General features: G+C 59.8%; 13 protein-coding genes. 9 read left to right on the forward strand and 4 right to left on the reverse strand.

What is annotated here, in order from left to right; all coding sequences use genetic code 11:
• Positions 1 to 39 precede the first annotated feature (39 nt).
• Together proB and AC06DS_RS05925 are read left to right on the forward strand one after the other, a co-directional pair.
• Positions 40 to 1383, forward strand: a complete 1344-nt coding sequence (gene proB, locus AC06DS_RS05920) for a glutamate 5-kinase (RefSeq protein WP_293791418.1) — start codon at positions 40 to 42, stop codon at positions 1381 to 1383.
• 19 nt (positions 1384 to 1402) lie between these two features.
• Positions 1403 to 2707 (forward strand): glutamate-5-semialdehyde dehydrogenase, encoded by a 1305-nt coding sequence (locus AC06DS_RS05925; protein WP_477100202.1) that lies wholly within the window; start codon positions 1403 to 1405, stop codon positions 2705 to 2707.
• Between the two features lie 58 nt (positions 2708 to 2765).
• On the opposite strand, the gene AC06DS_RS05930 is transcribed toward AC06DS_RS05925, so the two are convergent.
• A complete protein-coding gene (locus tag AC06DS_RS05930; protein ID WP_293791416.1) occupies positions 2766 to 3608 on the reverse strand; it encodes a YwiC-like family protein in 843 nt (280 codons plus the stop codon).
• Between the two features lie 171 nt (positions 3609 to 3779).
• Here AC06DS_RS05930 and nadD point away from each other — a divergent pair, with 171 nt between their 5' ends.
• From nadD to holA, 7 genes are all read left to right on the forward strand, one after another.
• Entirely contained in the window at positions 3780 to 4379 is a 600-nt protein-coding gene (nadD, locus tag AC06DS_RS05935) for a nicotinate-nucleotide adenylyltransferase (protein WP_477101188.1), read from the forward strand.
• Between the two features lie 54 nt (positions 4380 to 4433).
• Entirely contained in the window at positions 4434 to 4907 is a 474-nt protein-coding gene (gene rsfS, locus AC06DS_RS05940; RefSeq protein WP_293791415.1) for a ribosome silencing factor, read from the forward strand.
• 14 nt (positions 4908 to 4921) lie between these two features.
• Entirely contained in the window at positions 4922 to 5731 is an 810-nt protein-coding gene (locus AC06DS_RS05945; RefSeq protein WP_477100203.1) for a histidine phosphatase family protein, read from the forward strand.
• A 3-nt stretch (positions 5732 to 5734) separates the two neighbouring features.
• Complete coding sequence (locus AC06DS_RS05950) at positions 5735 to 6727, forward strand: DegV family protein (RefSeq protein WP_476728360.1); 993 nt, start codon at positions 5735 to 5737, stop codon at positions 6725 to 6727.
• A 134-nt stretch (positions 6728 to 6861) separates the two neighbouring features.
• The gene (locus AC06DS_RS05955; protein WP_477100204.1) at positions 6862 to 7755 is read left to right on the forward strand and encodes a ComEA family DNA-binding protein; all 894 of its coding nucleotides are present in this window, start codon (positions 6862 to 6864) and stop codon (positions 7753 to 7755) included.
• A gap of 118 nt (positions 7756 to 7873) precedes the next feature.
• Positions 7874 to 9724: a ComEC/Rec2 family competence protein gene (locus tag AC06DS_RS05960; RefSeq protein WP_477100205.1), complete on the forward strand. Its 1851-nt coding sequence runs from the start codon at positions 7874 to 7876 to the stop codon at positions 9722 to 9724.
• A 35-nt stretch (positions 9725 to 9759) separates the two neighbouring features.
• The gene (gene holA, locus AC06DS_RS05965) at positions 9760 to 10749 is read left to right on the forward strand and encodes a DNA polymerase III subunit delta (protein WP_448307331.1); all 990 of its coding nucleotides are present in this window, start codon (positions 9760 to 9762) and stop codon (positions 10747 to 10749) included.
• An 18-nt stretch (positions 10750 to 10767) separates the two neighbouring features.
• On the opposite strand, the gene AC06DS_RS05970 is transcribed toward holA, so the two are convergent.
• The 3 genes from AC06DS_RS05970 to AC06DS_RS05980 all read right to left on the reverse strand — a co-directional run bounded on the left by AC06DS_RS05970 (position 10768) and on the right by AC06DS_RS05980 (position 13101).
• Positions 10768 to 11805 (reverse strand): ADP-ribosylglycohydrolase family protein, encoded by a 1038-nt coding sequence (locus AC06DS_RS05970; protein WP_477100206.1) that lies wholly within the window; start codon positions 11803 to 11805, stop codon positions 10768 to 10770.
• 201 nt (positions 11806 to 12006) lie between these two features.
• Positions 12007 to 12270, reverse strand: a complete 264-nt coding sequence (gene rpsT, locus AC06DS_RS05975) for a 30S ribosomal protein S20 (protein WP_005296442.1) — start codon at positions 12268 to 12270, stop codon at positions 12007 to 12009.
• Between the two features lie 231 nt (positions 12271 to 12501).
• A complete protein-coding gene (locus AC06DS_RS05980) occupies positions 12502 to 13101 on the reverse strand; it encodes a type II toxin-antitoxin system PemK/MazF family toxin (protein ID WP_477100207.1) in 600 nt (199 codons plus the stop codon).
• Between the last annotated feature and the right edge of the window lie 64 nt (positions 13102 to 13165).

The following is a 13165-nucleotide window of genomic DNA, read 5'->3' on the forward strand; positions in this document are numbered from 1 at the left end:
CCGCACAAGGTGCGAGCGGGGGCTGGCATACTGGGTTGTATGTCATCCTCCGATTCCGACTTTGAAGCCGAAAAAGAGTTCAGTTCAGCCCAGTCCGCGTTTAGCTACGCCGGACCGGGGGAGGTGACCCCCGAACCCGTGGCGCCTGTGCCCACCTACGGCCAGAGGCCGGTGCACGAACCGGGGCCGGTGGTTCCTGCGACGTCGATCGAGTTTCCCGAGCCGGAGGCCGATGAAGATGACCCGGCGATGGGTCACAATTCCGATGTCCGTAGCGACATCGCTCATGCCCGCCGCCTCGTGGTAAAGATTGGCTCCTCCTCGCTGACCGATGATGAGGGTCGGGTTGACCCGAATCAGATCGACATGATCGCCGATGCACTGGAAGCGCGAATGGCGCGCGATACGGACGTCATCGTCGTATCCTCTGGCGCGGTGGCCTGCGGAATGGGGCCGCTGGAACTCTCACAACGCCCCACCGACTTGGCTACAAAACAGGCAGCCGCATCCGTCGGCCAAGTGCTGTTGGCTCAGGAATGGGCGCGAAGCTTCGCCCGTTACGGCCGAACTATCGGCCAGGTTCTTCTTACTGCTTCCGACGCCGCAGAGCGCGACCGTGCCCGAAATGCCCAGCGCACCATTGACCGCTTGCGCCAGCTCAAGGCTGTGCCGATTGTCAACGAGAACGATACGGTTGCGACGTCCGAAATGCGCTTCGGCGATAACGACCGCCTGGCTGCACTCGTGAGCCACCTGGCCTTCGCGGATGCCTGCGTTCTGCTATCCGATGTGGATGGCCTTTATGATCGCAACCCGGCGGAGCCAGGCGCGCAGTTTATCGCTGAAGTGAGGACTTCCAAGGATCTTAAAGGCGTAGCGGCTGGCGATGGTGGGCGACTGGGAACCGGCGGCATGGCCGCGAAGGTATCTGCAGCTCGCCTTGCTTCCCGCGCAGGCGTGCCTGTGTTGCTGACCTCGACGGAAAACATCGGTGCCGCACTGGATACTGCAGAGGTTGGAACTTGCTTCTGGCCGGATCAGGATCGCCTGAGTGCCTGGAAATTCTGGGTGCTCTACGCAGCGGATTCCCATGGCCAGCTGCACCTGGATGCCGGTGCGGTACGTGCCGTAACAGAGCGCCACAAATCCCTGCTTTCCGTGGGAATTACCAAGGTCGACGGTGACTTTTCGCAGCGGGATGTGGTGGATCTGGTCGGCCCGGACGGCAAGATCGTTGGCCGTGGCGAAGTTGCCTACGATTCCGCCATGCTGCACGACTTGATCGGCCAGTCGACGTCCGACCTGCCGGAGTTCGCACGCAGGCCGGTGGTACACGCCGACTACATGTCCCATTATTCGAACCGAGCGCAGCTCAAGGGCTAGTTCGCTAGCATGGGTTGGTATGACAAACTCCAACGACGCTAAAGAGAACACCCTTTCCCCGGAACGTCAGGCAGAACGTGACGAAGTTCTAGCCAAGGCCAAGAAGGCCAAGGAGGTTAGCTCCCAGCTGCTGCTCAATACCCAGCAGAAGAACGATCTGCTGGCCGCAGCTGCTGACGCGCTGGAGGCCAACGCGGCGGATATCATCGCCGCCAACGAGAAGGACATCGAAGCCGGCAAGGAGCGCGGCTTTGCCGACTCACTGCTGGATCGTCTGGCTCTGGATACCGAGCGTATCGCCGGCATCGCCGGCGGATTGCGACAGGTCATCGGCTTGTCCGACCCGGTGGGCGAGATTGTTCGCGGCCACACTCGCCCCAACGGTTTGCGCATGAAGCAGGTGCGCGTACCACTGGGCGTGATGGGAATGGTGTACGAAGCTCGCCCGAACGTCACCGTCGATGCTTTTGGTCTGGCTATCAAGTCCGGAAACGTGCCACTGCTGCGCGGCTCCAAGTCTGCCCGCCACACCAATCAGAAGCTGGTGCAGATCCTCCAGGACGTAGCCGAGTCCCACGACCTGCCTCGCGAGCTGGTGCAGCTGCTGCCGTGCGATACTCACGATTCGGTGCAGGATCTCATTACCGCCCGTGGACTGGTGGACCTCGTCATCCCGCGCGGTGGAGCCGGGCTAATTAACGCGGTTGTGCTGGGTGCGACCGTCCCGACCATTGAAACCGGCACCGGAAACTGCCACTTTTACATCGACTCCTCGGCGGATATCGAGGAGGCGACGAAGCTCGTCATCAACGGCAAGACCCGTCGCTGCTCCGTGTGCAACGCCACCGAGGTTCTGCTGCTGGATTCCGCCCTGCCAGATCCGGATAAGATCTATGTTCTGGAAGAGCTGCAGAAGGCAGGCGTAACCCTACACGGCGAGAAGAAGCAGCTGGATCCGCTGATCAACGATGTTGTTCAGGCCGAGGATAGCGACTGGACCGACGAATACCTCAGCTTCGATATCGCCGTTGCCATCGTCGATGGTGTAAAGGAAGCCGTAACGCACATCAATCGCTTCGGTACCAGCCACACGGAGGGCATTGCTGCCCGCGATTACAAGACCACCTGTTACTTCGAGCAGTACGTCGACGCAGCTGCTGTTTCTATCAACACTTCTACCGCCTGGACGGATGGAGAGATGTTCGGCTTCGGCGCGGAGATCGGCATTTCCACTCAAAAGCTGCACGCCCGTGGTCCGATGGGGCTGCCGGAACTCACGAGCACCAAGTGGATCATCAACGGCGAAGGCCAGGTACGCCCATAGCCGTCTGGTTGTGACGCCTACTTTTCCGTTTGAGAAGTGGGCGTCACAAAAAAGACAGCTACACCACGAGCGTCAGGCTCGCACCGAGAGCCAGAACCAGACACAGCGGAACCTCCCACATGCCAACCTTCTTAGGCGTCCAGTCGCGGGGGTTAGCCTTCGCGATCGGCGGCACAAGCTTGGCGCGTAGGGTAGCTGCGGCCATGAGCAGGATCATCAGCGGTGCACTGGCCGTATAACCACCGTCCAACGCCGCTGCGGTGGCCGTGATCAGCGTGACCAGCAACGCGATGCGGTGATAGCGCAGGGAAATGCGCTCGAAGGGGGCATTATCGCGCTCGCGGATGATCGTCTTGACGTAGAAGATCGTGCCAGTGAAATAAAGGCCAATGGTCAATGTGGTTACCCAGACCGCCACTGGAGCTTCGCTGAAGAACCACGGCAAGATGGAAAAGCCACTGGCGGAGACGGCAACGATGTACATCAATGCGCTCGCGATCGTGGTGGCTATGCCGGACATGAGGCTGCGGGGGCGCCGTCGAAAAACCTCCATGAGGGCAATGGCGATCAACGGCACGAAGGCAACTGTCCACCACAGCAGCCGTGGCTGCAGATAGAGAACGATTGTGGCGAACGTTGCCGTCAGCGCGCCGTAGGTCAGAGTCGGCCACAGATAAGCACGACGTCGCGTCGGGTTGCGAGTCTTGAACCACAAACCAAAGGCGAAATAGGTGAAGTACCCGAAGATCCAGGCCAGTGGCATGAAAGTTAGCGCCAACCACTGGACGGGATTGCCATAGGACGGTGCAATGACGTCAGCGGTGATTAGCCCCGTGACAATAGGAAGGAAAAGCATTGCCCACGCGCCGTGCTGGTTCGGAACCCAAGGATTGGTTCTCATCGCTAGATCGGACACTCCTTGCGCTTTGACCTATAATTTTGGGCAATCGTTCGCCCGTACCCCTCCAGATTAGAATCTTCCGAACGGAAAGAAAAAGACCTGGTGAAGGAAGTTGAGAAGGTAGAAACAACAGTGCAAAAGACCACCACACAGCCCACCCGGGTCGGCATCATGGGTGGCACGTTCGACCCGATCCACAATGGGCACCTGGTTGCTGGTAGCGAGGTTGCGGACCTTTTCGACCTGGATGTGGTGGTTTTTGTACCGACCGGACAGCCATGGCAGAAAAGGCACAAGCGGGTATCTGCGGCCGAGGACCGATACCTCATGACCGTCATTGCGACGGCCTCCAACCCGCGCTTCCTGGTATCCCGTGTGGATATCGACCGTGGTGGGGATACGTACACCGTGGACACCCTTGCTGATATTCGCGCCCAATACCCCGAAGCCGAGCTGTTCTTTATTACCGGTGCAGATGCGCTGCAGAAGATCGTCACATGGCGGGACTGGGAGAAGATCTTCGACCTAGCGCACTTCGTGGGAGTGACTCGCCCCGGCTACGAACTACCCAAGGGTGATGACGATAGCGATGACCCGCTGTCGAAGGAAGTATCGGCGGGGCGCCTGTCCTTGGTCGAGATTCCTGCGATGGCCATTAGCTCCACCGACGTGCGGGAGCGGGCTACCAGTGGACGCCCAGTGTGGTACTTGGTGCCCGATGGCGTGGTGCAGTACATCGCCAAGCACGGCATGTACGTTTCCAGCGAATAGCTGGTGGGTTGCTAAACTGGATTTGTTTTTAACCAATGATGAAGGGCTGATTTTTTGACTGCCACCGCAGAATCTATCGCGCTCGCCGGAGTGGCGGCGCGCGCAGCGGCTGAGAAGCTGGGGGAGGACATCCTGGTTCTCGATGTCTCGGATCGCTTGGCCATCACCGACGTATTCGTCATCGTCAGTGGCGATAATGAGCGCATGGTTAACTCCATCGTCGACGAGGTGGAGTACGAAGTGGGCCAGGACGGGCCAAAGCCGACTCGCCGCGAAGGTCGCGGCGAAGGGCATTGGGTGTTGTTGGATTATGGCAATGTCGTAGTGCATGTGCAGCGCAAGCAAGAGCGCGAATTCTACGCACTGGATCGTCTGTGGCGAGACGCCCCACAGATCGAGGTGGAAGGCGTGGAGCAGCTGGATCGCGGCGGCAACTGGGATGCCGACGTAGACGTGGACGTGCTGGAAGCCACTAGCATTGACGACCTTCCGTTGGCTGGGCCTGCCCCGGACGCGGACGAGCTCTAAGCGCCAGGCCGTTCATGCGTGAGCGCAGGGTCTACTTGGTCCGTCACGGGCAGACGGAATATAACGCCACGGGGCGTATGCAGGGACAGCTGGACACCGATCTTTCTCAAGTGGGAGTACAGCAGGCCAAGGTGACGGCGCAGATGCTAGGGGACAAGCGGATTGCGCGGGTCATCTCCAGCGACTTGCGCCGCGCCTACGATACGGCGCTGATCCTTGCTGAGCCTTTCGGTTGCGAGGTTACGACCGACGTGCGTTTGCGGGAGACGGATCTGGGGCAATGGCAGGGCGCCTCGCGCGAGGACGTTGACCGTGAGTTTCCAGGGCAACGGGCTTATTGGCGCCATGATCCACAGTGGGCACCGCCGGGAGGCGAGACGCGCTTGGAGGTTGCGGAGCGAGCAAATGCCGTGATCGAGGAGATCATGGCTACAGACACGTTTGATGAAGGCGATGTGATGATCGTTGCCCATGGTGGGACGATCGGTGCTTTGACCGCACGCCTGCTGGATCTGCCGGTGCGTTACTACCCGGTATTCACCGGCCTGGGAAATGCTTGCTGGTCACAGTTGCTGGCTCGCCCGCGTTTTACCGGCGAGGCCAAGGGCACTACTCCGGTGGCCGTCGACGGTTCAACGGTGCCTCTGGTTGCTTCCACCCGTGAGGACTGGTGGGTGCTTCCGCAGTGGCATCTGGAGGGGTGGAACCTTGGCGTAGCCACCGACGCAAGCCCGGATGAGGGGGCGCTGCCAGGTGGTTCTTCTAACTCTTTGGGTAGCGACGCCACCACCTCCTCTGCACGCGATTCCAGCGAAGGTAGGTAGGAAGTGACCGTCCAGATCGTCACTGATTCCTCTTGCTGTCTGCCGGAGGATGTAGCTAAAAAGGCCGGCATAACGGTCCTGGACCTTCATGTTGAGGGCGAGGGTGAAGAACAAACCACCTCGAGTCTCAGCTCCTTGGAGCTGACCGCGAGCTATGCCCGGCTTTTGGAGCGCGGCGGGGATGAAGGCGTGCTGGCGCTGCACCTTTCCAAGCAACTTTCCGCAACCTATGCCAATGCTTGCGTTGCTGCAGGAGTGTTCGACGGCCAGGTACGGGTTCTGGATACGAAGAATATCGGCATGGTGTTGGGCTTTGCCGCTTTAAATGCCGCCGAGGCTGCGCAACAGGGGGCGGATCTGGATGCTGTGGTGGCGGTGGCCGAGGAGTCACTGCAGAATTCTTCGCTGTGGTTATACGTCCATCAATTGGACGTGCTCCGCAAAGGTGGACGACTATCGGTGGGGCAGGCGCTCCTGACCTCTACGCTCGCGATTAAGCCGATCCTGCAGCTGGCCGAGGGAAAATTGACGTTGGCGGCTAAAACCCGCACCCAGGCCAAGGCCATGGATCGGGTGGTGAATTTCGTTCGCCGACTAGTGATAGACGAGGCAGTACAGGCCAGTGGGAACCCTCGGGCCGTTCACATCGCCGTGCACCATAGCGATGCCGAGGAGCAGGCCGTGGATCTATCGGCGCGGATCGGGGAGATGGTGGAGGATCTCAACCAGCTCAAGGCACCAACTGAGCAACCAGAGCCGCGCCCGCATGGTCTGCGCAGGCAGGTTCGCGTAGAGACCTGGAAGTCGTTACCGCAGGTAGAGGTGCGTATTGTTAACATCCCCGAAGTGCTGCAGTTGCACGTGGGGCAAGGCGCACTGGGGGTGGCGGCGACCATGCAGGGAAAGGCCGAACTAACTGAGTCTGCTGAGGCTAACGAGCCGACAGACAAGACGAACACTGACAAGAAGAGCACAGACAAGAAGAAAGCGGACTGACCCCTTAGCGAAAGCGTAGTGCGTCGGTCACTGTTTTCCACAGGCTGCACGTTTTCCACAGCTCTCTGGGCTTTTGCTGTTGGCAAGCTGTCATGCAAGGCCACGATGCCTAACTCGTATGGTGTGCTCGGCGCATGTCTACACGACGAATGCGGCAGAGTTCCGTAGAAAAAGTACGCGCACGCGCTGAAGCGTTGGCCCAGCCAATGCCTGAGCATGAACTCTCCAATGTCGATTTGGACACCCATGCAGTCATTGGCGGAAGAGCCTCCCGGGCACTGATCGGGCTCGTTGTAGTGGCGGTGCTGATTTGTGTAACGCTGTTCGCCTGCCAGCGCGGGGGTGAGAATGGTGCGTCGGAAGCGAGCGGAACCGAACTTCTTGCAGGCACTAGTGGGCCGGCTGTTGGCGCTTCAGGAACCTCACCCGCCCCTGTGCTACAAGGTGTTGAACAGTCGGAACATGTCCCCGGTGGCATGGGCGATGGCCAAGGAAGCGCTGGGGGAGCTGGAGCAGATGACAAGGGCCACGAACAGGATGTTGTAGTCAGCGTGCAGGGGATGGTGCGCCGTCCTGGCCTGCTCAGGTTGAAGTCCAGCACGCGCGTAGGGGAAGCGATTGAGGCCGCCGGTGGAGGACTGCCAAAGTCGGTGGTGTTAGGCATCAACCTCGCTGAACCCGTCGGCGATGGTATGCAGATCGTGGTGGATGATCGCGGTTCGCGAGTGGTCTATGCAGGCGGAGCCGTCTCCGCACAGGGAGGCGCCGGGGCGAAGGGCGCTAGCGCCGGTAATACGGGGAACTCGGGAGGCAGAGGTGGCACAGAGGGCGCGGAGGGCAAGGTGAACCTCAACACCGCAGATTCCACACAGCTGGAAACAATCAGTGGTATCGGCCCAGCAACAGCTGAGGCCATTATCGCCTGGCGTGATTCCAATGGCCCTTTTACCAGCGTGGAGCAGCTTTTAGAGGTTCGAGGGATCGGACCTGCGAAGTTCGAGGCAATGCGCGATGCCGTTACCCTCTAGAAAGTCGACATCCCCGGCGTTCCGTCGATCCCAGGGATCCGCAGGCACGGAGGCGTTTCCGTCGAGGTCAGCTACTCCAGAGCCATTCACTCCGGAGGCGGTCACCAAAGCCCGGGGTATGGATTTGCGGCTCGTGCCGGTTGCCCTTGCATGCTGGCTGATGGCTGCCGCGATCATCCTGACCCGCAGCTCTTGGCCTCTCGTGTTTGGCAGCGTAGTCACGGTCATGAGCGTTGCAGGGTGGCTTTACCTTCGCCGGAGCCTGCGCGGGCGACTGTGGCGGATGCTCCCGCGAAGCGTTGCTGTTGTCGGTGCCACCGCCAGCACCGTCGGGCTGGGTACGTGGTTGCGGATCCTACTTATTGACGCCCAACTGCAACTGCGAAACCTCTCCACAGGCACAGGCAGTGTGCGGGAGAGCGTGACTGTGGCCGGATTACCGAAACAGGTGGCGGAGGGAACGGTGATGGTTCCCGTGAACGTGCATGGCCTAGGCGAGGTGCCGCTCTTCCTACGCCCGGATTTGGCTGAGGCGGGTAACGGAACACTCAGCGGTTTCACTGAGCTGCAACCCGGAATGAGCTTCGACATCGCAGCCACCGCACGTCCCAGCCAAGGCGCGGAGATGCTTCCCCTCACGCTCTCGGCCACGCGTGCACCGGAGAATATCACTGGTCCGGAAGGACTGTGGCGCATCACCAGCTGGTTGCGCTCCAGCTTTCATGGATTGTGCGCTGATTTGCCGTGGGATACCGGAAAGATTCTGCCTGGCATGGTGATGGGGGATGTCAGCATGCAAGATTCCACATTGCGTAATCAATTCACCGTCACTGGGCTAAGTCACCTCAGCGCGGTCTCTGGCTCCAATGTCGCAGTGGTTACTGGCGCAGCCCTGGTTCTAGCAACGGCATGCAAAGCGGGACGGCTTACTCGGCTGGCGGTAGCTGGGGTGGCCCTGGTGGCTTTCGTACTGCTGGTCGGGCCGGAAGCAAGTGTTCTGCGGGCTGCCATTATGGGCAGTGTTGGGCTGTGCGCCGTAGCCTCCGCCCGGTGGACGGATGTGATCGCCTCTCTCTGCGCGGCGGTGATTCTGCTGATGGTGATCTTTCCGGAGATGTCAATCAGCTATGCCTTCGTGCTGTCTGGTGCAGCGACGGCGGGAATTGTTGTGGTGTTGCCATGGTGGTCAAAAGCCGTACTGACACGGATGACACTGATTCCGTGGTTATCCATAAACGGCCATCCCACACAGTTGCAGGCAATGCTGGTGCGCATGGTGTTGGTGGCCATCGCTGCGGATCTTGTGACCATACCGATCATCATTCACATGACAGGCAAAGTTTCGCTGGTAGCCGTGGCATGCAATTTGGCGGTGACAGCGGCGGTTCCCATCATTACTGTGCTGGGTCTGGCGGCCGCGCTCGTGGCCGCGATCTACCCGCCGGTGACGGCACCGTTGGCCACGATCATCATTGCCCCAGCCGTGCCTTGTGCAGCCTGGATTCTACGGGTGGCAAGCATTGGCTCCAGTGTCCCGATGCTCGCCACCCCAGGTGGATGGACGTGGGCAGGTGTGGCTACCGGATTGCTTGCATTGCTGTTGCTCAGCGTGCGTTTCTTTCGGCACTGGCGCAGACTTCGGTGGTGCTGGGCAACGGTGCTATGGGGCCTAGTGATATTGGGGGCATGGGGACGAGGAGGCGTCCTAAAGCTAGAAAAGCCAGAAACACCCGCAGCGCTTGTAAGTGGGCCGATAGAACTCCGCGACAAAATCGTGATTCGGGTGCGCGATGATGCGCAGGCACTGCGGCAACAGCAAGAAATAGAGGTGGCAGTGGGGAGAGCCGGCGGGACAGGAAAGGTCGCGGTGATAGTAACGCAGTGTGGCAAACCCCACGACAGACCAAGTTTTATGCCCAATGGGGTACCGGTGCACTACCCATGCAAAGACAACCTAGAGATCCGTTAGGGATCCATGGGCGGGGATCTGGCAAGATCGAAACTATGAATGTGCCCGCCGCTGCGCCCGCCCCTGAGCACCCCGCACCCATCAACATGATCGTCGGGGGCGACGACTTCCTCGCCGAACGGCGCAGGCAAGGCATTGTAGAACAGGCACGGGCAGCCAGCGGGGATCCGAACTTACCAGTAGAGATGCGTAAAGCCTCGGAACTCAGTGCCCCTGAGCTGGCTGAACTGCTCAGCCCCAGCCTGTTCGCCGAAGACCGCATCGTGGTGGTCACCGGCGTAGAAGACACGGGTAAGGAGATCATCGGACTGCTTGAGCAGGCCATTAAAGACCCGGCAGATGGCGTGGTGTTGATCATCGTGCACACCGGCAAGGGACGCAACAAGAAACTCGTGGACAGCTGGCCGAAGCTTGGTGCCGTGGTATTCCAAGCCGGGGAGCTAAAAGGCCGCGAGCAGCTGGCATTTATCGACCAGGAATTCCGCTCTCAGGGTGCGCGCGTGACCCGCGAAACATGTGAACTTTTGCTGGACGTGGTTGGAAGTGACCTGCGGCAGTTGGCCAGCGCCATCAGCCAGCTCATCGCTGATACCGACGGGCAGGTCGATGCAACCGCAGTGAAGCGGTACTACCAAGGGAAAGCCGAGGTCAGTGGGTTTGAGGTTGCCGATTATGCCATTGCCGGAAACGTCCGAGCCGCCGTGGCTTTGGCGCGCCGGGCGCTTCAGTTGGGAGTGGCTCCGGTCCTTCTTGCGAGCGCGCTAAGCTCCGCCGTGGCGGATATTGCGAAGGTAGCGGGTGTCGGAAATATTAACTCCCGCCGCGATGCGGCGAAGTTTGGCATGGCACCGTGGAAGTTGGACAAGACTATCCGCACTGCGCGGCGCTGGACCACCCCCATGATCGCCCAGGCGGTGCAAATCACAGCAAACCTGGATGCAGGTGTGAAAGGCCATAGCGCCGACCCCGACTATGCCGTGGAGGACGCCGTGCGCCAGATCGCACACATTGCAGGGCGACGTTAGCGCAGGTGTGCCTGGGGATTAGCGCAGGTTAAAGCCCTTCCACAAGCCACAGTGAACCGCGTCATGATAGCGGGTTTCAAAATGGTACTCGCGCGAACTCTCCCAGTCGTCCACTCCGCCTTCCAGGTGGGAGCCGATTAGCGCACCAGTCAGCGACGTGCGGGTATTGCGGTTTCCCGGCCAGTTAACTGCCACATGCAGGAAATCATGCGGGGCGTACTGTTCTCGGTGATCCAAGTACAACTGCGTCAGCAGCAGGGCAGAAGCCGTGCAGGAACCTGCGTCCCACCCCTGGCCGAGGATTTGCACAAACTTCCTGCGGTGCCGGTACAGCTCCTCAAAATCTCCCTGCTCCAGGAACGGATGCAGATGCTCACACACAGCATCCACGCGGGAAATCAACTCGCTCAGTGGCACATCAGGACCGGTCAGATCCGTAATAAGTGCCGTATCCAGATCTTTGAGGATGTCGGATTTTTCCTCGTTTGTCAGCAGATTGTCGTTGTCGAAGTTTTCATCACCGGCCAGACCCCCGGCCACGTCCAAGAGATTGGTGCCCTTTCGGGCAGACATCAGGCAGGCCATTACTGCACACGCAGCGCGAGCCACACCCGAATCATGGGTAATCACGCCCTGGAGCACCGACCAGCCGACGCCCTGATCCGACGGGGCTAGCAGTGCGCTGGCGGCCACACGCATCACGGCACCTGCGCCTCCGGAGTGCGAAGCCACATCGTCCCAGTGCTCGGCACCGAGTTGGCTTAGACGATCCAGCGATTCGGTCGTCGAAGCGCCGGGGGAGCGATCGTAGTCCGGGTCGGCGTGATAGTTGATGAACTGCTGACCGATGGCCTGCATGCCTTCCTCACGATCCAGGTTGTCCCGGTCGATGTCCAGCATCGCGGCGCAGAGAGCCAGCGTCATTTGCGTATCGTCGCTGATAACCAGCTGCTCCGGCAGCGGGGTGCGATCCGGCTGCGGTGGGTTTTGGTACGGGTAGCCCCATGCATCGCCCAAAGCGGTGCCGAGCAGGGCTGAGCGGAAGCGATCCTTCATCCCTTTGTCGAACTCCTTCGAAAACTAAAACTTAAGGCTCACAATCCTGGATAGCTAAATCACTAGCTTAGGGCATAGCGAAAACCCGCACCCAGGCAAGGTGGTTGCTGTTGCAGCTTTGTGACGCAACATCTCAACCCCGTGTGGAAGGTGCGGGTAATTTTTACGCAAAGAGCGGGTAGGAACCCTTAAAAAGGATCCTTAAGCCATCTTGTTGAAGCGAGCGGCCATGCCGGACTTCTTGTTAGCCGCGTTGTTGCGGTGGATGGTGCCCTTGGTGACAGCCTTGTCGTAGAAGCGGGAGGCGACGCGCAGCTGTGCCTCTGCGGCCTCCTTGTCGCCAGCCTCAACGGCGGCGTTGAACTTACGAGTCTCGGTGCGCAGGCGGGAGCGGATAGCCTGGTTGCGCTTGCGAGCGATCTCGTTGGTGAGAACGCGCTTCTTCTGCTGCTTGATGTTTGCCATGGTGGCGTGCCTCTTCTTTCAAAAAGTCTTCGGTAAAAAATATCCTGTTCATCAGGGAGGCAGGCTCCCTCAACGGCCTCGCGATCTCTAACATCCCACCCAAGGTCCTGCGGGATGCGGCGTGGCCTGCAGTGCAGACGCTAGGCGCCCAGTAGCAGAGTTGCTCTGGATAGCACCGTGAACTCGAAAAATGTTAGCAGCAGGTGATTGGAAAAAACAAAATTCCGCCCGCTAGCTCCAGCCATAAACTTGCCGCAGCTCATTGGCGACACGTTCAAAGCGGCGGGCGGGCAGTGGAATGCCCCGGCGTTGGATCAGGGTTTCCGGCACTTCCAGCACCTTATCCATACGAACCCAGCTATCCCTATCGGCATCCGAGCTCCACGGACCGGTGCCAACGGGGATCCAGTTGGCGTGGTTGCCGTGGTCGTCCCGGGAGGAAATCAGAAGGGTGAGTAGACGGTGGTGGTTGCGCCCCACCACTAGCACCGCACGCAACTCCGGGATCATGCCCTTCTTCGGTCGGATATTTGCCCAGACGACTTCGCCTGCGTCGGCCTGACCGTCCATATCGGGGACATAAGTCACTGCACGGGCAAGGTCACGGCTGGGGGTTTTGATGGTCTCTTCGCGGGAATTCATCGCCGCTGCGAACTTCCCGCCCATGCCCAGGTGAGTGTTGAGCTCCCCGATGCCGCGTTTCAGCGCCTTTTTGCGCGTGAAGTGGTGAATATAAAACTGTTGGAAGAATCCTTTGATGGCTCCGAAGAGGTTGTGTGATTTCCCACGTGGGGGCGTCACTTCCACATCACTTGCTTCCGAACCAGACATGGATAAAAGATTACCCCAACAAAACACTTCCAGGTAGCCAGGTGGCAGCTAAACCCCGTCTGCT

Source organism: Corynebacterium sp. TUM25015 (assembly GCF_056393505.1).